Annotated in this window: 26 protein-coding genes and 1 pseudogene; 18 read left to right on the top strand and 9 right to left on the bottom strand. The window is 62.7% G+C overall.

Annotated elements, in window-relative coordinates:
- Positions 1 to 288: 288 nt before the first annotated feature.
- Entirely contained in the window at positions 289 to 885 is a 597-nt protein-coding gene (locus NKJ75_RS07965; protein ID WP_023689091.1) for a glutathione S-transferase family protein, read from the top strand.
- Positions 886 to 948: 63 nt separating this feature from the next.
- On the opposite strand, the gene NKJ75_RS07960 is transcribed toward NKJ75_RS07965, so the two are convergent.
- Complete coding sequence (locus NKJ75_RS07960; RefSeq protein ID WP_023743811.1) at positions 949 to 1,599, bottom strand: outer membrane protein; 651 nt, start codon at positions 1,597 to 1,599, stop codon at positions 949 to 951.
- A gap of 412 nt (positions 1,600 to 2,011) precedes the next feature.
- On the opposite strand from NKJ75_RS07960, the gene NKJ75_RS07955 reads away from it, so the two are divergent.
- The 6 genes from NKJ75_RS07955 to NKJ75_RS07930 all read left to right on the top strand — a co-directional run bounded on the left by NKJ75_RS07955 (position 2,012) and on the right by NKJ75_RS07930 (position 7,188).
- Positions 2,012 to 2,776, top strand: coding sequence for an SDR family oxidoreductase (locus NKJ75_RS07955; protein WP_023743812.1), 765 nt, complete (start codon positions 2,012 to 2,014; stop codon positions 2,774 to 2,776).
- Positions 2,773 to 4,848, top strand: coding sequence for an excinuclease ABC subunit UvrC (gene uvrC, locus NKJ75_RS07950; protein WP_023743813.1), 2,076 nt, complete (start codon positions 2,773 to 2,775; stop codon positions 4,846 to 4,848). Before NKJ75_RS07955 ends, uvrC begins: the two co-directional genes overlap by 4 nt.
- Positions 4,849 to 5,017: 169 nt before the next feature.
- Positions 5,018 to 5,614: a CDP-diacylglycerol--glycerol-3-phosphate 3-phosphatidyltransferase gene (gene pgsA, locus NKJ75_RS07945; RefSeq protein WP_023673449.1), complete on the top strand. Its 597-nt coding sequence runs from the start codon at positions 5,018 to 5,020 to the stop codon at positions 5,612 to 5,614.
- A 1-nt stretch (position 5,615) separates the two neighbouring features.
- On the top strand, positions 5,616 to 5,873 hold the full coding sequence (moaD, locus tag NKJ75_RS07940) for a molybdopterin converting factor subunit 1 (RefSeq protein WP_023673448.1): 258 nt from the start codon (positions 5,616 to 5,618) through the stop codon (positions 5,871 to 5,873).
- Between the two features lie 4 nt (positions 5,874 to 5,877).
- A complete protein-coding gene (locus tag NKJ75_RS07935) occupies positions 5,878 to 6,351 on the top strand; it encodes a molybdenum cofactor biosynthesis protein MoaE (RefSeq protein WP_352499541.1) in 474 nt (157 codons plus the stop codon).
- Positions 6,352 to 6,420: 69 nt separating this feature from the next.
- Complete coding sequence (locus NKJ75_RS07930) at positions 6,421 to 7,188, top strand: YbaY family lipoprotein (protein WP_023743814.1); 768 nt, start codon at positions 6,421 to 6,423, stop codon at positions 7,186 to 7,188.
- Positions 7,189 to 7,191: 3 nt separating this feature from the next.
- On the opposite strand, the gene NKJ75_RS07925 is transcribed toward NKJ75_RS07930, so the two are convergent.
- The gene (locus NKJ75_RS07925; protein WP_023701902.1) at positions 7,192 to 7,668 is read right to left on the bottom strand and encodes a cupin domain-containing protein; all 477 of its coding nucleotides are present in this window, start codon (positions 7,666 to 7,668) and stop codon (positions 7,192 to 7,194) included.
- Positions 7,669 to 7,732: 64 nt separating this feature from the next.
- Here NKJ75_RS07925 and NKJ75_RS07920 point away from each other — a divergent pair, with 64 nt between their 5' ends.
- The gene (locus NKJ75_RS07920) at positions 7,733 to 8,188 is read left to right on the top strand and encodes a MarR family winged helix-turn-helix transcriptional regulator (protein ID WP_023727329.1); all 456 of its coding nucleotides are present in this window, start codon (positions 7,733 to 7,735) and stop codon (positions 8,186 to 8,188) included.
- Positions 8,189 to 8,255: 67 nt separating this feature from the next.
- Here the strand turns inward: NKJ75_RS07920 and ndk are convergent, their stop codons facing one another.
- Positions 8,256 to 8,678 carry a nucleoside-diphosphate kinase gene (gene ndk / locus NKJ75_RS07915; RefSeq protein WP_023684731.1) on the bottom strand — a complete coding sequence of 141 codons (423 nt, stop codon included), beginning with the start codon at positions 8,676 to 8,678 and terminating at the stop codon, positions 8,256 to 8,258.
- Positions 8,679 to 8,977: 299 nt separating this feature from the next.
- Between ndk and NKJ75_RS07910 the strand changes: the two genes are divergently transcribed.
- Complete coding sequence (locus tag NKJ75_RS07910; protein ID WP_023834756.1) at positions 8,978 to 9,139, top strand: hypothetical protein; 162 nt, start codon at positions 8,978 to 8,980, stop codon at positions 9,137 to 9,139.
- 12 nt (positions 9,140 to 9,151) lie between these two features.
- On the opposite strand, the gene bluB is transcribed toward NKJ75_RS07910, so the two are convergent.
- Both bluB and NKJ75_RS32850 read right to left on the bottom strand, forming a co-directional pair.
- Positions 9,152 to 9,787, bottom strand: coding sequence for a 5,6-dimethylbenzimidazole synthase (bluB, locus tag NKJ75_RS07905; RefSeq protein ID WP_023743816.1), 636 nt, complete (start codon positions 9,785 to 9,787; stop codon positions 9,152 to 9,154).
- Positions 9,788 to 9,908: 121 nt separating this feature from the next.
- Positions 9,909 to 9,995: pseudogene (locus NKJ75_RS32850) on the bottom strand (glutathione S-transferase family protein); the annotation flags it as partial.
- Between the two features lie 68 nt (positions 9,996 to 10,063).
- On the opposite strand from NKJ75_RS32850, the gene NKJ75_RS07900 reads away from it, so the two are divergent.
- The 3 genes from NKJ75_RS07900 to NKJ75_RS07890 all read left to right on the top strand — a co-directional run bounded on the left by NKJ75_RS07900 (position 10,064) and on the right by NKJ75_RS07890 (position 12,774).
- Positions 10,064 to 10,576 (top strand): DinB family protein, encoded by a 513-nt coding sequence (locus NKJ75_RS07900; protein WP_023743817.1) that lies wholly within the window; start codon positions 10,064 to 10,066, stop codon positions 10,574 to 10,576.
- A 484-nt stretch (positions 10,577 to 11,060) separates the two neighbouring features.
- Positions 11,061 to 11,711 (top strand): hypothetical protein, encoded by a 651-nt coding sequence (locus tag NKJ75_RS07895; RefSeq protein ID WP_023743818.1) that lies wholly within the window; start codon positions 11,061 to 11,063, stop codon positions 11,709 to 11,711.
- Between the two features lie 277 nt (positions 11,712 to 11,988).
- Positions 11,989 to 12,774, top strand: a complete 786-nt coding sequence (locus NKJ75_RS07890; protein ID WP_023738635.1) for a GGDEF domain-containing protein — start codon at positions 11,989 to 11,991, stop codon at positions 12,772 to 12,774.
- A 1,100-nt stretch (positions 12,775 to 13,874) separates the two neighbouring features.
- Here the strand turns inward: NKJ75_RS07890 and NKJ75_RS07885 are convergent.
- The 3 genes from NKJ75_RS07885 to NKJ75_RS07875 all read right to left on the bottom strand — a co-directional run bounded on the left by NKJ75_RS07885 (position 13,875) and on the right by NKJ75_RS07875 (position 16,639).
- Entirely contained in the window at positions 13,875 to 14,177 is a 303-nt protein-coding gene (locus NKJ75_RS07885) for a DUF982 domain-containing protein (protein WP_023670262.1), read from the bottom strand.
- Positions 14,178 to 14,339: 162 nt separating this feature from the next.
- Entirely contained in the window at positions 14,340 to 16,421 is a 2,082-nt protein-coding gene (locus NKJ75_RS07880) for an ATP-dependent helicase (RefSeq protein ID WP_023743820.1), read from the bottom strand.
- 50 nt (positions 16,422 to 16,471) lie between these two features.
- Complete coding sequence (locus tag NKJ75_RS07875) at positions 16,472 to 16,639, bottom strand: hypothetical protein (RefSeq protein ID WP_023684745.1); 168 nt, start codon at positions 16,637 to 16,639, stop codon at positions 16,472 to 16,474.
- 136 nt (positions 16,640 to 16,775) lie between these two features.
- Here NKJ75_RS07875 and NKJ75_RS07870 point away from each other — a divergent pair, with 136 nt between their 5' ends.
- Complete coding sequence (locus tag NKJ75_RS07870) at positions 16,776 to 16,928, top strand: hypothetical protein (RefSeq protein ID WP_023684746.1); 153 nt, start codon at positions 16,776 to 16,778, stop codon at positions 16,926 to 16,928.
- Between the two features lie 240 nt (positions 16,929 to 17,168).
- Here the strand turns inward: NKJ75_RS07870 and NKJ75_RS07865 are convergent, their stop codons facing one another.
- Positions 17,169 to 18,137 (bottom strand): LysR substrate-binding domain-containing protein, encoded by a 969-nt coding sequence (locus tag NKJ75_RS07865; protein ID WP_023743821.1) that lies wholly within the window; start codon positions 18,135 to 18,137, stop codon positions 17,169 to 17,171.
- 111 nt (positions 18,138 to 18,248) lie between these two features.
- On the opposite strand from NKJ75_RS07865, the gene NKJ75_RS07860 reads away from it, so the two are divergent.
- From NKJ75_RS07860 to NKJ75_RS07840, 5 genes are all read left to right on the top strand, one after another.
- Positions 18,249 to 19,082, top strand: coding sequence for a hypothetical protein (locus NKJ75_RS07860; protein WP_023743822.1), 834 nt, complete (start codon positions 18,249 to 18,251; stop codon positions 19,080 to 19,082).
- A 13-nt stretch (positions 19,083 to 19,095) separates the two neighbouring features.
- Entirely contained in the window at positions 19,096 to 20,064 is a 969-nt protein-coding gene (locus NKJ75_RS07855) for a DMT family transporter (RefSeq protein WP_245274193.1), read from the top strand.
- On the top strand, positions 20,057 to 20,290 hold the full coding sequence (locus NKJ75_RS07850; RefSeq protein WP_023684750.1) for a hypothetical protein: 234 nt from the start codon (positions 20,057 to 20,059) through the stop codon (positions 20,288 to 20,290). Before NKJ75_RS07855 ends, NKJ75_RS07850 begins: the two co-directional genes overlap by 8 nt.
- 167 nt (positions 20,291 to 20,457) lie before the next feature.
- Positions 20,458 to 20,904, top strand: a complete 447-nt coding sequence (locus NKJ75_RS07845; protein ID WP_023670270.1) for a Ros/MucR family transcriptional regulator — start codon at positions 20,458 to 20,460, stop codon at positions 20,902 to 20,904.
- A 137-nt stretch (positions 20,905 to 21,041) separates the two neighbouring features.
- Complete coding sequence (locus NKJ75_RS07840) at positions 21,042 to 22,919, top strand: ABC-F family ATP-binding cassette domain-containing protein (protein WP_023689073.1); 1,878 nt, start codon at positions 21,042 to 21,044, stop codon at positions 22,917 to 22,919.
- The last annotated feature ends 107 nt before the right edge of the window (positions 22,920 to 23,026 follow it).

Here is a 23,026-nt window from a genome sequence, read left to right as displayed (position 1 = left end):
AGCTTTTTTGTGGTGATTTAGGTCTTGTTTTGATGCATGTCGTTCTCTCGAAATTGACGCCACTTCTGTGAGACATGCATTGGCGATTTCATTGTCGGCGGATTGGCCGCCTGGTTTTGCCCTTCTGGCAGTTGCTCCCTCAGGGAAGATCGGCCAACACTAAGGCGGTCGCATTCGATGGGGTTCAGGCGACACGCTCTAGACCTTTGCTTTACGCGCGTCGTTCTCAAGACCGGAATCGCATTTTTGAGCGACATGCACTGGCCGTCCGAAAACAGGGAACCGATCATGCCGAAGCTGCTCTACGCGTCCTCATCCCCCTACAGTTCCAAGGTGCGCATGGCAGCACTCCATGCCGGCATTGCCGTCGAGCTGGTGCCGGTCAAGACCGAGGACAAGCCTGCTGAACTGATGTCAGCCAATCCTCTCGGCAAGATTCCGGTGCTGGTGCTCGACGACGGCCGCTCGATCCACGACAGCCGCGCCATCACCCAGCATCTCAACCGCGCTTCCAAGAGCCTGTTGTTGCCGCGCAATGCCGACAAGCGCCTCGAGGCCGAAGTGCTGGAGGCGCTGGCCGACGGCATATGCGACTGCGCGCTGTCGATGGTCTATGAGCGGCGCACGCGTCCGGAGGAGATGGTCTATCAACCCTGGCTCGATCGCCAGTGGACCAAGATCACCGCCGCACTCGATTTCCTCAACGCCAATCCGCCGAAGCTGCCGAAGAAGATCACGCTTGGCCAGTTGGCGTTGCGTGCCTGCCTCGGCTACCTCTCTCTGCGCTTCGCCGGCAAATGGGAAAAGGGCCGGGGCCGCCTGACCCGCTGGGCAGCGCGTTTCGATGAGAAGTTTCCGGGGCTGAAGGTGGCTGTGCCGGCCTGACGGGCGAAACAAAAAAAGCCGGGCGCGAGGCCCGGCTTTCTTGTGTCGTGGCTTGAACGACAGTTAGAACTTCATACCGACGCCGAAGGTGACGCGGTTGTCGCTCTCTTTGACCTTGGTGCCGACACTGTCGAAGCTCTTGGAACCGAAGTCGGTGTATCGGTACTCGACACGGCCGAACACATTGTCGGTGAGCTTGATGTCGGTGCCGACGCCTGCGGTCCAGCCGAGCATGGTGTTGTCGTCGCTGCCCAAGGGGGTCGAGACCTTCTGGTTCTTCAGGGCGCCGCCGCCGGTGCCGTAGAGCAGGATTTCCGGGGTCACGGCGTAACCCAGACGGGCGCGCAGCGAGCCTTCGAAGCCGCCCTTGGAATTGACGCCGCCGCTGTCACCCTTGACGCCGTTGTAGCCGAGATCGGCTTCAGCACCGTACACGAAGTTTTCCTGCTGCCACTGGTAGCCGCCGAAAACGCCGCCGACAAAGCCCTTGGTCTTGATATCGGGGCCGCCGTCGTGGACTTTGGCATGACCGCTGAAGCCGTAGCCGGCGCTGAGACCGGCATACGGGCCGGCCCAGGAAGCGACGGGGAGCTCGGCGATCGGTGCCGGTGCCGGGGGCTCTTCCGAGACGACGTCGGCAGCAAAAGCGGTACCGCTCAGGGCGAAGAGCCCCAGCGCAACCGCGAGCGGCGCGAATTTGAGATTGGTTTGCATTGTTGTTTACTCCTTAAGCCACAAGACACGTAGGCTTGTTTGTCCTGAGCGCCATCAACCCGTCCGGGGGGTGAAACGGATCTGGCACTCAACGGTTCCGAATGTCGTGTCAAAATGCGGCGGCAGCGAACCTGAAAATGGGTCATTCCCCGGCACGAATGAGGCCGAAGCTTGACGTTGCATCTTCGCAACAGCGAAATGTCAGTACGCAGGCGATGCTGCACTGCACTCGGCTTGGTGCAACGGGTTCAGCGTCCTATATTGCGGTCCTGCCGACCCGAATCCGGGGCGGTCCAGGCGGTGAAAAAGCCGTTTCGCCACATTCCTGCCCCAGGTGGAAACGGTATTTAACCCCTGGGCGCGTCACAATGTGCCGGCTGGCGGAATTGAGGCGCAGATTGAGGATTGACAGATGATCGAAGCCGCCGGAACGGCGCTCGTGACGGGCGGGGCGAAGCGGATCGGCAAGGCGATGGTCGAGGATCTGGCCGCGCACGGTTTTGCCGTCGCCATCCACGCCAACCGCTCGACCGCCGAGGCCGACGCGCTGGCTGCGAGCATCAGGGACGGAGGCGGCCGCGCCGGCGTGGTAGCCGCCGATCTGACCGACATGGATGCGGTTGGCGATCTCGTCGGCCGCGCCGCGGCAGCGCTCGGCCCGGTCACGCTTCTTGTCAACAATGCGTCGCTGTTCGTCGACGATAGCGTCGAGGACTTCGACTGGGCGGCATGGGACCTTCACTTCGCCATCCATGTGAAGACGCCGGCGCTGTTGGCGCAAAACTTCGCCCGCGCCTTGCCGCAAGGGCAGGAGGGGCTGATCGTTAACATCATCGACCAGCGCGTCTGGCGGCCGACGCCGCGCTATTTCTCTTATGCGCTGTCGAAGTCGGCCTTGTGGACGCAGACCGAAATGCTGGCACAGGCGCTCGGTCCGCGCATCCGCGTCAACGCCATCGGTCCCGGTCCGACGCTGAAGAATACGCGCCAGGACGATGATGATTTCCAGAAGCAGGTCGATGGCCTGATTCTGGAGCGCGGCCCGCAATTGGCCGAATTCGGCGCCACCATCCGCTATCTCTGGGATGCGCGCTCGGTGACCGGCCAGATGATCGCGCTTGACGGCGGCCAGCATCTTGCATGGCAGACGCCGGATGTGACAGGCATGGTGGAATGAGTCCCGCAGACCAGAAACACAAGACGCGCGCCGGCGCCGCCGACGATATGCCGCCCGACATCGAGCTTGAGGATGAAGCGGTCGAGGAGATCGTCGAGCCCGAGGCCACCGGGCCCGATGTCGCCTTCACAGCGATAGACTGGGCGCCGCATGCCGGCGACGCCGACGGCATGGTCGGCGCCGAGGTCATCCAGACATTGGTCAAGCGGCTGCCCAATGCGCCCGGCGTCTACCGCATGATGAACGCTGCCGGCGACGTGCTTTATGTCGGCAAGGCGCGCAGCCTGAAGAAGCGGGTGACCAACTACGCCCAAGGCCGGTTCCACACCGCCCGCATCGGCCGCATGGTGCGCGAGACATCGACGATGGAGTTCGTCGTCACCCGCACCGAAATCGAAGCGCTGCTGCTCGAGGCCAATCTCATCAAGCGCTTGCGGCCGCGTTTCAATGTGCTGATGCGGGACGACAAGTCGTTCCCTTACATCCTGTTGACCGGCGATCACGTCTCGCCCGGCATCTACAAGCATCGCGGTGCGCGCTCGCGCAAGGGCGACTATTTCGGACCTTTTGCGTCGGCCGGCGCGGTCGGGCGCACCATCAATTCGCTGCAGCGCGCCTTCCTGCTCAGGAGCTGCACCAACTCCTTTTACGAAAACCGCACCCGGCCGTGCCTGCTCTACCAGATCAAGCGCTGTGCCGGTCCATGTACCGGGGAGATCTCGCATAGCGACTATGCCGAGCTGGTCAGCGAGGCGAAGGATTTTCTGTCGGGCCGCAGCCAGAAGGTGAAGACCGAAATCTCTGCCGCCATGCAGCAGGCCTCGCAGGAGCTCGATTTCGAGCGCGCCGCCATTTATCGCGACCGGTTGGCTGCACTGTCCCATGTGCAGAGCCATCAGGGCATCAACCCGGCCACGGTCGACGAGGCCGATGTCTTTGCCATCCATCAGGAGGGCGGCCAGGTCTGTATCCAGGTGTTTTTCTTCCGCACCGGCCAGAACTGGGGCAACCGCGCCTATTTCCCCAAGGCCGATCCGGCACTGGAGGGGGCGGAAGTGCTGGGCTCGTTCCTGGCGCAGTTCTATGACGACAAGCCGACGCCACGGAACATTCTGCTGTCGCGAGGCGTCCAGGATCAGGAACTGCTGGCCGAAGCGCTGTCCACCCGCGCCGGCCGTAGAGTGTCGATCTCGGTGCCGCAGCGCGGCGAGAAGAAGGATTTGACCGACAACGCGCTGCAGAATGCCCGCGAGGCGCTCGGCCGCCGGCTGGCCGAAACCTCCACGCAAGGCCGGCTGCTCGCCGGCTTTGCCGAGACCTTCGGCCTGCCGAAGCCGCCGGTGCGCATCGAGGTCTATGACAATTCGCATATTATGGGCACCAACGCCGTTGGCGCCATGGTCGTCGCCGGGCCGGAAGGGTTTGTGAAGAACCAGTACCGCAAATTCAACATCCGCTCGACCGAGATCACGCCCGGTGACGATTTCGGCATGATGCGCGAGGTGATGGAACGGCGCTTTTCGCGGCTGCTGAAGGAACATGGCGATGTCGTTCCCGACGACGCGGCAGCCGGTGGAGCAGGCGACGACATCGAGGAAGACATCTCCGGCAGCTTCCCGGCCTGGCCGGACGTCATCCTGATCGATGGCGGCCAGGGCCAGATGAGCGCGGTGCGCAAGATCCTCGCCGACCTCGGCATCGAGGATCGCGTGGCGGCCATCGGCATCGCCAAGGGCCAGGACCGCGATGCCGGCCGCGAGCGTTTTTTCGTCAGAGGCAGGGACTCGTTTTCGCTCCCTGTGCGGGATCCCGTGCTCTATTTCGTCCAGCGGCTGCGCGACGAGGTCCATCGCTTCGCTATCGGTTCGCACCGCGCGCGGCGCAAGAAGGAATTGGTCAAGAGCCCGCTCGACGAGATCGCCGGCATCGGTCCCGGTCGCAAGCGCGCGCTGCTGCTGGCCTTCGGCACTGCCAAGGCGGTCAGCCGCGCGGCAGTCGAGGATCTGGTCAAGGTCGACGGTATTTCAGAGCAGGTCGCCAAGCTCGTCTACAATCATTTCCATGAGAGCTGAGCGCCGGTGACGCCGCTGTCCCGATGAATGGCAGCAGCCGTTCTTTTCTCGCAGGCCACTCGAATCCCGGCAATCGCGCGCTATTTTCGTCTGGCCAATCGAATCTCGCCTGTTGACCCCCTACATCCGGTTCTGATTTGAGTACGCAGGCAGAAAGAGTCCCTGAGATATGGCCAAGCGCGCGTTCAACCTGCCCAACATGCTTACCTATGCCCGCATCGTCGCGGTGCCGCTGGTGGTGCTGTGCTTTTTTCTCGAGGGGCATCTGAAATCGAGCGACTTCGCCCGCTGGTCGGCGTTGATCATCTTCCTGCTGGCTTCGATCACCGACTATCTCGACGGCTATCTGGCGCGCGCCTGGCAGCAGACGTCCAACATCGGCAAGATGCTGGACCCGATCGCCGATAAACTGCTGGTCGCCACCTGCCTGCTGCTGCTCGCCGCCGATACCGACCGCCATGCCGGCATCGCAGGCTGGTCGCTGTGGGCGGCAATCATCATCCTGTGCCGCGAAATCCTGGTCTCGGGCCTGCGCGAATATCTGGCGGCATTGAAAGTCTCGGTGCCGGTGACGCAGTTGGCCAAATGGAAGACCGCCATCCAGATGGTCGCCATCGCCTTCCTGCTGGCCGGGCCTGCCGGCGACAAGATCTTCCCTCTGACCACGCAGACCGGACTGGTGCTGCTGTGGATCGCAGCCCTCGTCACGCTCTACACCGGCTACGACTATTTCCGCGCCGGCCTCAAGCACATCATGGACGAGTGAGATGATCACCCGGCTCATTTATTTCGCCTGGGTGCGCGAACGGATCGGCAAGCCGGAAGAGGATGTCGAACTGCCCGCCGGTATCGAGACGGTGGCCGACCTCCTGCGCTGGCTGAAATCGCGTGGCGAGGAATATGAGCACGCGCTGCAATATCCTGATGTGATCCGCGTCGCCATCAACCAGGAACATGTCGAGCATCGCGAGAAGATAGCCGGCGCGCGCGAGATCGCGCTGTTTCCGCCGATGACCGGGGGCTGACACCATGTCCGGCGCGCCGACGGTGCGCATCCAGCGCGACGATTTCGACGTTGCCGCCGAGATCGCGAAACTGACCGGGGGTCGCGCCGACATCGGCGCCGTGGTGTCCTTCTCAGGACTTTGCCGCGACGAGCAGGGCCGGCTGTCGGCGCTGGAACTCGAGCACTATCCAGGCATGGCCGAGGCCGAAATCAGCCGGATCGCCGGCGAGGCGCTTCAGCGCTGGCCGTTGCAAGGCCTGACCGTCATCCATCGCCACGGCAAGATCGCACCGGGCGAAAACATCGTGCTGGTGGTGGCGGCGTCCTCGCACCGGCAGGCGGCGTTTGAAGCGGCCAATTTCCTGATGGATTTCCTGAAATCGCGTGCACCCTTCTGGAAGAAGGAGCACCGCGTGGACGGCACCGATGGCGGCTGGGTCGAGGCCAAGGACGCCGACGACCAGGCTGCGGCGCGCTGGAAGGCGCGGCCCGAATAAATCTCGGCGCAGCCATGTATTGACCGCATTCCCTTGGCCAAATCGCATCGGCAAAAAGGGAGCAAGGGCATGCTGGACAGGATCGCCGAATTCTTCGTCTTCGGTTTTGTGCCGCTGGTTATCGGCGTTCTGGCCGTTCCCGAGCCTTCCGTCGCCGCCGAGAAAACCCTGAAGGGCGAGGTGATGTATCGCGAGCGCATCGCGCTGCCGCCCAACGCCGTGCTGTCGGTTCAACTTGCCGATGTATCGCTGGCCGATGCGCCGGCCGCCATTGTCGGCGAGCGCAAGGTAGCGCCGGCCGGCCAGGTGCCGATCAAGTTCGAGATCAGCTTCGATCCAACGGTGATCCGGCCCAACATGACCTATGCGCTGCAGGCGCGCATCATCGCCGACGACAAGCTGCTGTTCGTCACGGACTCGCGCTATCAGGTCGATCCGCTCAACGAGGCGCCGCAGGCCATTGTGCTGAAAATGGTGGCGCCGAGCGACAAGCCGACCTCGGCCTCGCTGTTCGGCCAGAGCTGGCTAGTCGAATATATCGACGGTATCGGCGTGATTTCGGAGCCGCAGGCGACGTTCCGGGTCAGCGAAGCCGGCAAGGCGGGCGGCAGCGGCCCGTGCAACGCCTATTTCGCCACCGCCAAGGTCGATGGCGAGACCATCGTCATCAGCGACATCGGCTCGACCTACAAGGCCTGCGCGCCGGAGATCATGGCCGAGGAAAAGGCGCTGTTCGAGGCGCTCGCCAAGGCGGCGTCATACCGTGTCGATGGCGGCAAGCTGATCATCGCCGACAAGGACGGCCACGATATCTTGCGCTTCAACGCAGCGAGCTAAGAATCAAGACTGCGGCGGCGGGGGCGCCGGCGTCAGGCCGAACCGGCGCATCAGGTCCATCAGCCTGGTGCGGTCTGGCGGGCCGCCAGTGCTGAAGATGGCGAAGGCCTCGCGAAAATATTCCGGGCCGATCGCCGCCGGTGTCACCACGCACAGCACCTTGGCGGTCGCGGCGGTGTCGTTGTCGAAGCGATGGACCGCGCCGCGCGGAATGCACAGCGCCTGCCTAGGCCCGATATCGTGCCGGTGTCCGTCGACGGTCAGCGTCAGCACGCCTTCGATCCCGTACATCGTCTCTTCATAGTGATCGTGGCTGTGCGCCGGGGCGGGCAGGCGCTGCGAGCCGGCGACCGTCAGTTCGAAGGCGGCGATGCTGCCGTTCGACTGGTCGCCGGTAAGCAGGAAGCGCACGGCAAGGCCGCCATGGCTGATTGTCTCGTCGGCCGGATTGACGCTGATCTGGCTAGCTCTGTCTAGCATTTCATCCTCCCACGTGGTAAATTGAATTTACCGAAATGAGTAAACTCGATTTACCAGAGTGTCAATGCCATTATCCGCGGAAGAACCGCCAAAGAAGCCACCGCTGATCGGTGCACTGCTGCGCGTTCCGGCCATGGCCATTCACCGCAAGCTGATCAGGGATCTCAGGGCGTCGGGTTTCGAGGACCTCAGCCCGCCGCATATGGCGGTGATCCAATATCCCGGCCCGGATGGCCTTCGGCCGAGCGCGCTCGCCGAGCGCGCCGCGATGAGCAAGCAGGCCATGAATCAACTGCTGAAGACGCTGGAAGCGATGGGTTATATCACTCGCTCGGCGGCGCCCGATGAGAGCGGCGGGACCGTCGTCCACTTCACCGACCGCGGGCGCGCCGCATACCAGAAGATGGCCGACATCCTGCTCGACGTCGAGCGGGAATGGGCGCAGGAGCTTGGGCAGAAGCGCTTCACCGAGCTGAAAACGCTGCTCGGCGACCTCTGGGACACGCCGCTGATCCGCTAAGGGAGCGGGCCAAAAACAAAAAGCCGGGGTTTTGCCCCGGCTTTCATAGTCAAACCTGTCTATCGGCTCAGCCGACGATCTCGGTGTCCGAGAACCAGTACTTGATCTCTTCAGCAGCGGTTTCCGGCGCGTCGGAGCCGTGCACGGAATTCTCGCCGATCGACAGCGCGTGGACTTTGCGGATGGTTCCTTCGGCGGCGTTGGCTGGATTGGTCGCGCCCATCACTTCGCGGTTCCTGGCAATGGCGTTTTCGCCTTCCAGCACCTGCACGATGGTCGGCGCCGACGACATGAATTCCACCAGTTCGCCAAAGAACGGACGATCCTTGTGCACGGCATAGAAGCCTTCGGCCTCGCGGCGGCTCATCCACACGCGACGTGAGGCGACGACGCGCAGGCCGGCCTCTTCCAGCATCCTGGTGATGGCGCCGGTAAGATTGCGCCGGGTCGCGTCCGGCTTGATCATGGAAAAGGTGCGTTCGAGCGCCATGGGGTCGTCCTTGTCTTGAGATGAAAGTCTTGAGATCGGAATGTGGAGTGGCGGGCTCTATACAAGCCGCCCGGCCCATTGCCAAGGGGACGCGCCCCGGCAGCGTTATTCGGCCGCGACCGCCCGCATGGCTGTTCGCAACGCCCTGGTCAAAGGCAAGGCTTTGCGGGAAAATGGCGATTGCGCAGGCACGCACGGTTTCGAAGGGAAATCAGCGGAACGGAAAGACATCGGACCATGTTTGACGGGACGCGCTGGCCTACCACCACCCCAGGCCGGGCGACATAAAAGGGAGCCTATTGATTATCGGCATTTTTGCTGCCGTGGGCCTTGTTCTGCTGCTCTTTCTGGGTCGCCGCACAGATACGAACTTCGGCTTCGGCCCCGAATGGCAATGCACGCCGATGCCGAAGGGCGACCCGATCTGCGTGAAGCTGGTCCGCAAAGACGGCGCGAAGTGACTGTCAGTATCACTACCGCCTGATAACAACGGGCGGCCGCCGGCGCTCCCAGCCCTCGCGCTCCAGCGTCGGCATCTCATGCTCCTCGCTGGGATAGCCGAGGCAGAAATAGCCGATCAGCGTCCACTCAGGCGGGGTGTCCAGGATTACGGCCATCTCGGCGGCGTCGAGGATCGACACCCAGCCCATGCCGATGCCTTCCGCCCGCGCCGCCAGCCACAGCGTGTGCACCGCCATGACGGCCGAATAGTCGATGGTTGCCGGCATCGTCATGCGGCCGAGCCCATGGCCCTGTTGCGTCGTGCGGTCGGCGAAAACCGCGAACTGGCAGGGCGCTTCATTGAGACCGGCGAGCTTCAGCCGGGCATAGAGAGCGGCGCGCTCGCCTGAAAAGCATTCAAGAGCTTCGGCATTGCACCGCTCGAAACAGTCTCTCACCGCGCCCCGCCGCTCGGCGCTCTCGACCACCACGAAGCGCCACGGCTGGCTGAGACCGACGGACGGCGCGATGCTGGCAAGCTCCAGCAGCCGCTCCAGCGTACCCTCGGGCAAAGCCGTCCGCTCGAAGCGCCGCACATCCCGGCGCCAGCGCAGCAGCGCGACCAGCCCGGAGCGAAAATCGTCGGTGAAATCGGGGGGTGGTGGCATGGCGATCAGGAGACTTGTGTGGGGAATAGGCAGTAGGCAGTAGGCAGTAGGCAGTAGGCAGTAGGCAGTAGGCAGTAGGCAGTACAGCGCTCGGACCCTATTGCCTACTGCCTACTCCCTAAGCTGCTGCCGCCGCCTCCTTCCAGCAATGCGGGCTGAACGGACGGGTCGCGTCGTGTCCGACGAGTTCATTGAACAGAATGGTCATTGGCGGCTGCGCCATCGCGGTCTAATTAGGCGCCTGCGGCTGAAGCGGAACTCGTCGGCGGGAAAAAGATGAAACAGCATTTCATGATGTTCGCGGCCTACAATCAATGGGCCAATGGCCGCATCTACGATGCCGTCGCCGCGCTTGACGAAGAAGAGTTCAACCGTGATGTCGGCGCATTTTTCGGCTCGATGATGGGCACGCTCAACCATCTCCTGGCCACCGACCGCATCTGGATGAAACGCTTCACCGGCGAGGGTGACGCGCCGACGAAGCTCGACGCCATCCTGCACCGGGCGCTGCCTGGCCTCAGGCTGGCGCGCGAGGCCGAGGACAGGCGGATCGCCGACTGGGTGGGCGGCTTGAGCGACAAGGCCTTGTCCGGCCGCTTTTCCTACATGACCGTTTCCGACATGCGCACAGTCTCGCAAAGACTGGCGCCGGCGCTGAGCCACGTCTTCAACCACCAGACCCATCACCGGGGCCAGGCGCACGCCATCCTGACCATTCTCGGCCGGCCTTCGGTGCAGCTCGATCTGGCGTTTTTCCAACGCACCGACGAAGGCCGCGCCTACGCCTGATTTCTTGACCGCGCTTTGCGTTTGAAGACGCCGGAGCGGCATTACTTCGGCGCCTTTGTGCCATCCGTCCGCGACCGGCTGTCGATACCAGTGAAACGCCTCTGGACGCGACGGACAGCGCCAAAGCCTCAACCTTCAGCCTGAATCCCAAGCCGGGTTTTTTGAAGCCCGTGGTTGCACGACGCTGCCCGGTGGCTTGTGCCGCCCTTTGGCGCGCCCCTTGCTCGGCCGGCCGCTACAACCTGCTCCATTTTTCAGTAGAGTTTCTATTTAATAAATTCAACAAAGTTTAAATATTGAAGCAAAAACATATTTTTTTTTAGAAACCGAGTACACTGATTGAGAACTACAACGGCCCATGTCGAAAAAAATAAAGAAACTATAAGGAAGACTCGTGCGTAGCTGTGAGTGCATAAGCATATGTCTGCTTTGGTTTGCTGGCATGTTGCAATGCACAAAGCAGAACGGCAACAAGGAGAGTGTCATGGTTAATATCACTCAGAAAATCGCTAGAGCACTGGCGGCGGGTGCAATTATCGTTATTTTTGCCGCTCCCGCGAATGCAGGAGGCGGAATTGGCGTCGGTGTCGGCGCATCTATCGGCGGTGCTGGCGGCATCAATGCAGGTGTTGGCGCTTCGATCGGCGGAAGCGGCGGGGTCAAGGCCGGTGCCGGCGCCTCGGTCGGCGGCAGCGGCGGTATCAAGGCGGGTGCTGGCGCAACGGTCGGCGGCAATAGCGGCGTTACTGCGGGCCTCGGCGCCTCAGTCGGCGGTAGCAGCGGCATCAAGGCCGGCGCTGGCGCGACGGTCGGCGGAGCCGGTGGCATCAAGGCCGGTGTTGGGGCCACGGTCGGCGGCAGCGGAGGTATCAAGGCCGGTGTCGGCGTCAACGTCGGCAGCGGCATCAACGTCGGCGTCGGCGTCGGCATTGGCGGAACGCCGGGCACGCCGGGTACGCCCGGCACTCCAGGAACTCCTGGAACACCAGGCACACCTGGGACACCCGGTGTCGTCGCCAGCATGTCGAACAGCCAGCTGACACGTATGAAGAAGCGCTGCGTCGATGTGCTCGCCAGTGAGGGCACCTACGACAGCGATCTGCGGCAGCTATGCCTTATGATCTCGCGTCGCTGAGACAGGTTTCGCCGGGAGTGTCGAACCAGCCGTGAGGCTTTACGGCACTCTCCTACCGCATGGCCCAGACTTCCCGAGGGACATGCGCTGACGAGAAGCCTCCGGCCAGTCGGAAAGCCCGCCGCGCAAGTGGCGGGCTTTTTGTGACCGCCGCCATCTTCACGGCAATCGGTCACACTTTCGATTAACCGTTAACCACATTAGAATTGAAGGCAAGGGTTTAGGGTTTCATTTGTGTTCCCGCTGCAAAATAGCGAACACAGTGGGAGAAATTGGCATGCGGGTCGATCTGTCGCCCACGAGCTGGGGCAGGGTCATAGCAGTCACGGTTGTCGGCACAGCGATCTGCATCGCGGCGGCCTTCCTTGTCGATTCCTACAATTTTCCGTCGCTGTCGCCCGAAGCATTGCGCTGGGCGCAGCTCACCGACCTGTTGCTGCCGCTCGTGCTGGGTGGGTCGTTCTTCTCTTTCCTTATGTACAAGATGCGCCAGCTGGCGATCGCCCAGAAGAATCTGAGCATCGTCGCGGCGACCGACAGCCTGACCGCGGTGTTCAACCGCGGCGCGTTTTCAATGCTGGTCGAGGCCTATCTCGAACAGGCGCGCAGCCAGGCCGTCGTCGATGCCGGCGCCCTGCTGATCGTCGACGCCGATCATTTCAAGACTATCAACGATCGATTGGGCCACGATTGCGGCGATCAAGCGCTCAAGCTGATCGCGCAGACGATCAAGGCTCAGCTGCGCGGCGCCGACATCGTTGGACGCATCGGCGGCGAGGAGTTCGCCATCTTCCTGCCTGGCGCCGACCCGTCGCAGTCCTGGCTGGTTGCTGAGGGGATCCGGCGGCGCATCCGCGAGGTCGAGTTTGCTCCGGGTGGACGGCCCTGTCCGCTCTCGGTGAGCATCGGTGGCGTCGCCTTCAGCGGACCGACCACCTATGCCGACATGTTCCTGACGGCCGACCGGCACCTCTACAAGGCCAAGTCCAACGGCCGCGACCAGGTCAGTTTTGAGACGACCGGGCCGCGCGCCCTGCTGGCCGGTGATCCGACGTTGCATTGAAATGCGGGCGCCAGGCGAGGCTCCGGTCGGGCACAGGCGCTTTTCAAACGGATCGCGGCAATGCGACCTGGAACACGCAGCGGCGCCGTCAGCTTCCATGGTGTCGACTGCAGCAGGCCTCGTTCCTTAACGCAAGTGTCTCGGTCTGCTGGTTGGCGCTGCGATCCGTTGGCCTGCCGCATCGATATGATGCCTTCAGATGTACCTAGTCCTCGCTTGGTGCGTCTGCCGCTGCTTGCGGGTTGGCCGTCCATTTCTGCTTCGAGGTGTGGATCAACGCGATGGCGAAACGGTGGCTGCAGCGTCGCTCGCTATCGCGCGTGGTACCCGCCTCGGCGGCTTGTACCGTTATCCAATGCTCATAGATCGGATGAGTCAGTGGATCCAGAAGTCGGCCTAAACTTGTTATTACTTAGAGAAGAAATAATCCGTAGAGTGGCGCCGGATTTTCCATTGTTCCATCCATTCATCAAGATGACGATATATTCAACTTCCTGATTGACCATAATGGATTCTGACGTCTCAAGGGGCAGTTAATATTTCAGAGATGGGGCAAGCATCTGCAATAAAACTCAAAGGAATTTTAACTCGGCATCTAGGCCGGGGCCTTTTACTCCTCGAGTTCGCCTCAGGGTATGGATGCGTGACGTGGCACCATGTAAAGGATGAAGACATCGATCTCGTCAGTTCCGATCATCCACAAGCGATTTCTTTCCTGGCGAACGAATTCAAGGTTAAAGCCATTCAGTCGCGATCGATACCGGAGGAGGCAGTTTTTGGCCGGCTCTATGATGCAGTCTTTGCGCTTTCATTCTTTTCCACATGCCGATAACAACTGGTCGCGATGGCTGGTTCGTCTGTTCAGCTTTGTGCGGCCTGTTTGCATTGAACAGTGAACAGGCCGACATCGCGGTTGAGGAATACGGCATGATGGCCATGGATCTTGGGTTCGTGATCAAACTATCTCAAGACGCTTCCAATGCCGAGTTACTCCAAGATGAAGTGGACGCTTGGTGGGATCACCAAGACGTGTTTGTCGTTCGACGTCTGCCGGCAAGTCCGAGTGATCTTTTTGCTGGGCAGGCCTGGTCCCGGCCGTCTCAGACGGCGTAGCCGCCATAACCGTGTGCGACCGGCTTGACCGAGACGGCCGGCTGGACCGCGGGCCAGAGGATGCCTGCCGTGACCGCAAAGGTGATCAGGGCATCGCGTGCGGCCTCGGTCGAGATTTCTCCGGCGCGCGCCGCCTCGCAAGCCCTCACGGCCGCGCCATAGCTCAGGCGCCGGCGTGACGGCGGAAATTCGGTCAGGAAATCATGCATCTCGAACAGCGAGGCGAGCATGCGTTTGTGGCCGGCGCCAACGCTAACGGCAACCGGGGTGAAGAACATCGCGTCGTGCATTCTGGCCTCTCTGGATGGGCGGAAGGCGGCGGTCGCCGCTCTCCGATCGCGGGTTGGACGCCAGAAAACGCGGCCGGCGGCCCGAGGTTCCCTGAGAGATGCCATGACAGGCCGATTTGCTTCTTGAGGTCGCTCCCCGGCGGCATCCGCGGTTGGCGGCTTCTATTTCCACATGCCGCGCATGCGGGCGCCGAGGTCGACGCGGACTTCAGGTCTGTGGCGCGGATCGTCCTTTGCGTGGACGCTCGCCCAAGAGGTCTGCTCGAAGGCGCCGAGGATCGAGGCCGGGATGAAACGGGTTCGCGAGGCATAGACGTGGCGGTCGCCGCGCGCTGCCTGGCCGTGAGTGAAGAAGCGCTGCGGCGTCACCAGATGCAGGCCGTCCTTGGCCCGCGTCATGGCGACGTAAAGCAGCCGGCGCTCCTCCTCGATGTCTTCCTTGGTGCCGACGCCGAGATCGGCCGGGATGCAGCCATCGACGGTGTTGAGCACGAAGACGTTCTTCCATTCCTGGCCCTTGGCCGAATGAATGGTCGACAGGATCAGATAGTCCTCGTCGCGGTGCGGCGGCCCGGCCTGGTCGCTGGTCGCATCCGGTGGATCCAGCGTCAGCTCGGTCAGGAAGCGCTCGCGCGAAGCATAGCCGGAACCGATCTGCTCGAGCTGCATGAGGTCGGCTCGCCGCGTCGTCGCATCCTCGTGCATGCGCTCGAGATGCGGCTCGTACCACAGCCTGACCTGTTCGAGATCGGCCGGCCATTTCCCCGACCGGGCGCGCAGGCCGGAATAAAGCGCAACGAAGGCTGGCCAGTCCTCAGCCGCGCGTTGCGGCGGCCGGTAGCGGGCCAGCCCCATTTCCTCGTCGAGCGATGTCGCCATGGTCTCGACGATGGTGCTCGCCGCCGAAGGGCCGATGCCGGGCAGCAGCTGCAGCACGCGGAAGCCGGCGATGCGGTCGCGCGGGTTCTCGGCAAAACGCAGCACCGAAAGCACGTCCTTGACATGGGCGGCGTCGAGGAATTTGAGCCCGCCGAACTTGACGAAGGGGATGTTGCGGCGCGTCAGTTCGATCTCCAGCGGGCCGCTGTGGTGCGAGGCGCGAAACAGCACCGCCTGCGATTTCAGCACCGTGCCGGCCTCGCGCTCGGCCAGGATGGCCTGGCAGACATAGTTCGCCTGCTCGGCCTCGTCGCGCACGCTGACCAGTTTCGGCCTTTGCGAGGATTTGCGCTCCGACCAGAGGTTCTTGGTGAAGCGCTCCGACGCCTCCGAGATGACCGCGTTGGCTGCCGCCAAAATAGTCACGGTCGAGCGGTAGTTGCGCTCCAGCATGATGACATTGGCGGCTCGCGCGAATTGTTGCGGGAAATCGAGGATGTTGCGCACTTCCGCGGCGCGAAACGAATAGATCGACTGCGCGTCGTCGCCCACCACTGTCAGTCCGGCGCCGTTCGGCTTCAGCGCCGAAAGGATCGAGGCCTGCAGCCGGTTGGTGTCCTGGTATTCGTCGACCAGCACATGGTCGAAGCGCGAGCCCAGATGCGCCGCGATCTCCGGCTCGGCGGCCATCTGCGCCCAGTAGAGCAGGAGGTCGTCGTAATCGAGCACGTTCTGCGCCTGCTTGGCCTCGACATATCCGGCGAACAGCTCTTTCAGCTGTTCTGCCCACCCCGAGCACCAGGGAAAGGCCGAACCCAGCACCTCGCCAAGCGGCGCCTGCGCGTTGACGGCGCGCGAATAGATCGCCAGGCAGGTGCCCTTGGTCGGAAACCGGCTTTCGGTCTTCGAGAATCCAAGCTCATGCCGGGCAAGATTCATCAGGTCGGCGGAATCCTCGCGGTCATGGATGGTAAAGGCGGGGTCGAGGCCGATCGTCAGCGCATAGTCACGCAGCAGCCTGGCGCCGATGCCGTGAAACGTACCGGCCCAGCTCAGCGCGTCGGCGATGACGGACGCGTCTCGGCCCAGCACCTCGCCGGCGATGCGTTCGACCCGCCTGGCCATTTCGGTGGCGGCGCGGCGCGAGAATGTCATAAGCAGAATGCGTCTGGGATCAGCGCCCTTGACGATCAGATGCGCAACCCGGTGGGCGAGCGTGTTGGTCTTGCCGGAGCCGGCGCCGGCGATCACCAGCAGCGGCCCGGCGATCTGGCCGTCGCCATGTTCGACAGCGAGCCGCTGCTCGGCGTTGAGCTTCGCCAGATAGGCGGGCCGCAAGGACGAATCATTGATGGCGATGGTCATCGCCTATCAAGCATCGTTTCCGCTTTGTTCGCAACGGGCGGAAGTCGCCCTTACCGCCGTGGCGCGACACCCGTTGCCGCCGACTGGCGCCGCAAGGCGGCGCGTTCGTCGCCAGGCACCGGCAACGGATCGAAATTGTCGGGCACGTCCTTGATGATCTCCTTGGCGATGCGATAGGTCGCGTAAGCGAAAAGGCCGGTTATGAGCAGACGGATCATGGCGCGATCTCCTTTAGGCAACCAACCTCAGAGCCGCCGTTTGGTTCCAGCCGACGCGGTGTCGTTTGCGAGCGTGCAACCAAAGCTGAATCCTCTCGTTGCCTTCACGAGGGGAGGGCAAACGAAGGAGGTTGCCATGAAGAAGCTCCCTGTTCTGTTGGCCGTCGGCTTGGCGCTCGCCGCCTGCGACAACAATATCCAGCCGACCAAAGCACCCTTGCTCGACCATGCCCCGCAGTCGGATTCGGCGCCAAAGCCGGCGGCCGGCGGCGATCAGCCCGCGCAATGATCGTTTTAGCGGGACGACAAGGCTGAAGGTAGCCTTCGGGAGAAGAAGGCCGGCGCCGCTTGGGAGGTGAGCTGATAGCGCCGGCCAGGCGGATATCAGGTCCGCCGCAACAACCGAAGATAGCTGAGTCTCTCGCCTGCGTCATGAGGTGGGCCGCATCGACCTGCTTCATGACGGCGCTTCTGCACAAAACAACTTCGATGTCAGATGGCGTGCGGAACGAAACTCGACGGGAGGACCTCAGGCAATGGCCTTGCGCAGCACCGGGCCGCCGGCAATCCCGGCGTCCAGCTGGCACTGCGTCAGCGCCGCCTCGGCCATGATCCACTGCTTGAACAGTTCCACCTTGCGCGTGTAGGGCGCGGTGACCGGGCAGACGAAATACCAGCCGGCGGTGTTGGGGTGATGCACGGCAAACGGCGCCACCAGTCTCTCTGCGCGGATCTCGCTCGCCATATAGGCGCGGTTGGCGACTGCAAAGCCCATGCCGGCATTGGCCGCCTCATAGGACATCATGCAGGAATCGAAATAGATGCTCTTGGTCTCGCCGAGCACGGAACTCGCGCCGGCAAAACCCAGCCACGACTGCCAGTTCTGCGTGCAGGTGTCGGAATGCAGCAGCGTGAAATGCCTGAGGTCGTCGGGCGTCACCTGTGACGGCGGCGTGTCGCCGAGAACCTCGTGGAACAGCTTCCTGCTGCACACCGGCGTCAAATCCTCCTTGAACAGCAGGTCCGCTTTGAGGTCGGGAAAGCTGCCGTCGCCATAGCGGATCTCGAGGTCGAACTCGGAGGTGGCGAACTCATTGGTGGCGTAGGAGGTCGAGACCCGCATTTCGATTTCGGGATATTGCCGCTGGAACAGCGGCAGGCGGGCAAACAGCCAGCGCGCTGCGAACGTCGGCAGTACCGAAATCTTCAGCACATGCGCCTGCGACTGTCCGGTCGCCTCCATGCTGGCCGCCACGATGCGCTCCAGCGCCTCGCGAACGCGCGACACATAGGTCTCGCCTTCGGGTGTCAGCGACACCGCATTGCCGCCGCGCTGGAAGATCTTGAAGCGCAGCTGGTCCTCGAGGCTTTTGACGCGCTGGCTGACGGCGGAAGCAGTAATAAACTGCTCTTCGCCCGCGCGCGTGAAGTTACGGTGCCGGGCGGCACTTTCGACAATCTTCAGCGAATTGAGGTTGACCTGACTGAGCAGACGCACGCGTTTCGACCTTAAGCTGGGCTTACACTAGCACCAGCATTCCTAATTTTACAGGGGTGGGGAAATTAATCGACAGTTTACCAAGTGATGCCCCCATCCTGGAGAAGTAGAATGAACGCCCATACCATACCTGAACTGCGCTACGCGATGAGCCGAGAAGCCATTATCGGCCATGAGACGGCCTGGAAAGTGTCGGGTTTCGGCGTTGCGCAGTATCTGCATGGCTACGACCCGGCGCTGCTGGCGGCGATCGAAGAGGCGGCGTTGAAGCTCAAGGCCAGCCACGCCGTGCACAAGCACCTCGACCTTACCTTCATCACCGGCGCCGACCGTTTTATCCCGGAGATCAAGGAACTGCTGCATGACAAGCTGCGCCTGGAACGTCTGTCCGACATGATGGGCACCAAGCTCGAGCCCTATCCGCTGTCGATCGTCGGCTCGACCGTCACTTTCATGAATCCCAAGGACGGCGCCGTCGATTGGCATTGCGACGGTGTCCCGGTCACCGAACTCATTCCGCTGTCGATCAGCAATCCGCTGGTCGGCGGCCATCTCGAAATCTACTGCGACGATTCCGAGACCGGCCGCGCCATCCTTGAATCCGGCCGCGAGATTCCGCGCAACCAGGTCATGCGCATCGACCACAAGATGAACTACGCCACGCTCGGCCAGTTTCTCGGTGTGCTGCACCGCACCGCGCCGATCCAGCTCGGCTCGCGCGTCACGCTGGTCCTCAACCAGCGCTCTGTGGCCAAGCCCTACGTCGACGACAATCGCATGTTCTATCTCGCAGCCGACAATGATCACGATCGCGAATGGGTCAACGAACTGGCCGAAGACGTCTGGACGAACCAGCTGCCGGCCTATCGCCGCTTCGAGGAAGAACGTCCGGTTGCGGCGGCGGCCGATGCACCGGTCCCGGGCGGGTCAAGGGATTCATGGTAGCCAGAGCATAGAAGTGGACGCCGGTTTGGTCGTCGGTAACATCATGGTCGGCGATAAGGACAAGGCACCGTCGCGCCGATTCCGGGATGGATCCGGCTCGCCATCGGCCCTGGTCTTCGCCGCCGGCGCGGTCGCCCTGTGGTCGACCAACGCGCTGGTCGGCAAATCCCTGCTGGCCAGCCATCCAGTGTCGCTCGTGCAGTTGCTGCAATTTTGTGGAGCGGCTCTGGTGTTCGCCGTCATCCATCTGGCGAGCCGGAAGAGGGGCCTGCAAGACGCAGCCTTTTCCAAGGGTGCTGACGGCACCCTGGCGCCGGTCGCGGTCGGCTTTATTGGCCTGGTCGGCACCATGGTGCTGCAATACATCGCCTTTGCCTCCATGCCGGTGATCGAGGCCAATCTCGTCGCCTACACCTGGCCGCTGATGGTCGCGGCGGCGGTCATCGTGCTGGGCAAGCGGCAACGCCCCGTGCTGCTGGGGTTGACTGCCGTGCTCGGCTTTGTCGGCGTGGCGCTGGTGATCTCGGGTGGTCGCGGCCAGCCTTTTCTCCAAGGCAGCATCGTCGGCTATCTCGCTGCCTTCGGCTCGGCGCTGTGCATGGCCTTCTATTCGATTGCGGTCGCCCGCCTGGCCACACCGTCGGAGCGTTTGCTTTTGCCTTCGGCGTTGGTCGGCGTCGGCCTGACCTTGCTGTGGTGTATTCACGACGGCGCTGCCTGGCCATCCAGCGAGCACCTCCTGCTTGGCCTCTATCTCGGTGCCGGCCCGATGGGGCTGGGATATTATTTCTGGTCGCGCGCCTTGAAGCTTGAAGGCGGCGGCAAGGTTGCGGTCATCGCCTATCTGACGCCGATCGCATCGACGCTGCTGCTGACACTTTCGGGCGAAAGGCTGACGCTGACCGCGATAGCCGGTGCGGTCCTCGTCATCGGCAGCTGTATTGCGGTGGGCATAGAACGCTCGGAGGCTGAACATGCTTGACGACGATGAACGCCTCGCCAGACAGGAAGCATTCTGGCTGCTCAAGGAGTTCGGCGCCGAGGCGCCGCTCTACGCCGCCATGAAGGCCGAAAAGGCGATAGAGCAAAAAGATTTCGGCCGGTGCGCCCGCTGGAAGCGCATTCTGGACATACTGGCCGACTCTAAACCTGCGGCGTCCGTGCAGTTGAAATCTGCTGGCGCGAAGTCGGCCGTTTCCAAGTATTAGATTTTCTAATTTGCAACGTTGCAACCTGTTGTGGAAACATCCTCCTGTTCCGATTCTTGATCATTTATTGAGACTTTAGCGACCCGTTGGGGGGTGCAGCTAGGTCGATACATCAAGAGAAGTCTTAAAAAAAGCCGGCAACTTCATGACCGGCGGGAGAAACAGAATTGCACACCATCGACAGCAAGACCGCTATTGAACTGACTGCTGACATCGTCTCGGCCTATGTCGGCAACAATCCTCTCCCTGCGTCTGGCCTGCCGGATCTGATCGCCAGCGTCAGCGCATCGGTGCGCAAGCTGGGCAGCATTGCCGCCGTGGAAAGCCCCGCGCTGAACCCCGCTGTCAATCCGAAGCGGTCGGTGTTTCCCGATCACATCGTCTGTCTTGAGGACGGCAAGAAATTCAAGTCGCTGAAGCGCCACCTGATGACCGACCATGGTCTGAGCCCGGAGGAATATCGTGGCAAATGGGGCTTGCCGTCGGACTATCCGATGGTGGCGCCGAACTACTCCGCGACCCGTTCGGCACTGGCCAAGTCCTCGGGCCTCGGCCGCAAGCCGGCCGTTCCGGCCGCCGCGGCCAAGGTGACGAAGCGCAAACCCAAAGCCTGAACCAGGCAGCCTCTTAAAGTCAGTCTGCAGTTAGCAGTGATGGACGGCGCGCTTTGGGCGCGCCGTCTTCATGCCTTATGCCCCCGCCGGCGCCCAGGCCCTTGCGAAGCGCCGCCCTCCCGTGCAAAAGCCCCGGCATGCTTATCATCAACGATCTTTCGCTCCGCATGGCCGGACGCTTGCTTCTCGATCATGCCTCGCTGACCTTGCCGGCCGGCACCAAGGCCGGCCTCGTCGGCCGCAACGGCACCGGCAAGACGACGCTGTTCAAGGCCATCACCGGCGACTTTCCCTCCGAGACCGGCTCGATCAGCCTGCCCAAGAACACCCGCATCGGCCAGGTGGCGCAGGAAGCGCCCGGCACCGAGGAGCCGCTGATCGAAATCGTGCTCAAGGCCGACCTCGAGCGCACCGCATTGCTCGAGGAGGAAAAGACCGCCACCGACGCGCACCGCATTGCCGACATCCATATGCGGCTGGCGGATATCGATGCGCATTCGGCGGAATCTCGCGCGGCCACCATCCTCGCTGGCCTTGGCTTCGACGACGCCGCGCAGCGCCGCCCGGCCTCGTCCTTCTCCGGCGGCTGGCGCATGCGTGTGGCGCTCGCCGCGGTGCTGTTTGCCGAGCCCGACCTTCTGCTGCTCGACGAGCCGACCAACTATCTCGATCTCGAAGGCACGCTTTGGTTGGAAAACTACGTGTCGAAATATCCGCACACGGTGCTTCTGATCTCGCACGATCGCGACCTGCTCAACCGCGCCGTCAATTCCATCGTTCATCTCGACCAGAAGAAGCTGACCTTCTGGCGCGGCGGCTACGACCAGTTCGAGCGCCAGTACACCGAGCAGAAGGAATTGCAGGAGAAGGGCCGCGTCAAGCAGGAAGCCGCGCGCAAACACATGGAGTCCTTCGTCGAACGCTTCCGCGCCAAGGCTTCGAAGGCGAGACAGGCGCAGTCGCGCATCAAGGCGCTGGAGAAGATGAAGCCGATTGCCGCGATCGTGAACGACACGGTGCGGCCGTTCTCTTTCCCCGAACCGGTGAAAACGGTGGCGTCGCCGATCATTGCCTTGAACAACGTCAATGTCGGCTACACCGAGGGCCAGCCGATCCTGAAGAAGATGACGTTGCGCATCGATGCCGACGATCGCATCGCGCTGCTCGGCGCCAACGGCAACGGCAAGTCGACCTTCGCCAAGCTTCTCTCGGGCCGGCTGAAGCAGGAAACCGGCACCATGACGGTCGCGCCGGGCCTGAAGGTGGCGATCTTCGCGCAGCATCAGCTCGACGATCTCAGGCCTGATGAAAACGCCTACGAGCATGTCCGCCGGCTGATGCCGGAGGCGCCGGAATCCAAGGTACGTGGCCGCGTCGCCCAGTTCGGTCTCACCACCGAGAAGATGAACACCGCCGCCAAGGACCTGTCCGGCGGCGAGAAGGCGCGCCTGCTGATGGGCCTGTCGGCCTTTGAGGGGCCAAACTTGTTCATCCTCGACGAACCGACCAACCATTTGGACATCGACAGCCGCGAGTCCCTGATCCATGCGCTGAACGAGTTTCCCGGCGCCGTCATCCTCATCTCGCATGACCGCCATCTGCTGGAAGCGACCGCCGACCGGCTGTGGCTGGTCAAGGACGGGGCGGTCAACCCGTATGACGGCGACCTTGAGGACTACAAGACGCTGGTCACCGGCGTGTCCGGCGACCGACGCGGCAAGCGCGAGGCCGAGAAGGCATCCAAGGCCGATCGCCGCCGCGATGCCGCGGCGCGCCGCGCCGCCTTCGAGCCGCTGGCAAAGGAAATCCGCGCCACCGAAGCGCTGATGGACCGCATCCGCAAGCGCATCGACCTGATCGAGGATGAACTCGCCAATCCGGCGGTATACGAGAAGGATCCATCGACGGCGACCCGGCTGGCCAAGGAGCGCTCGCAACTGGCACAGCAGCTTGCCGGTCACGAGGAAAAGTGGCTGACCATGTCGGCCGAGTACGAGGAAGGCACGGCGGAGTGATTTACCCTCCCCCTTGTGGGGAGGGTCGATCCGCAAAGCCGAGCGGGGCGGGGGTCTGCGCCGCACCCCACCCCGGCGCTGCGCGCCGACCCTCCCCATCAAGGGGA

The sequence above is a fragment of the Mesorhizobium sp. M0058 genome, from assembly GCF_040323095.1.
Classification (GTDB): domain Bacteria; phylum Pseudomonadota; class Alphaproteobacteria; order Rhizobiales; family Rhizobiaceae; genus Mesorhizobium.
Note: the sequence above shows the minus strand (reverse complement) of the source record. Positions and strands in the feature narration are given on the sequence as shown.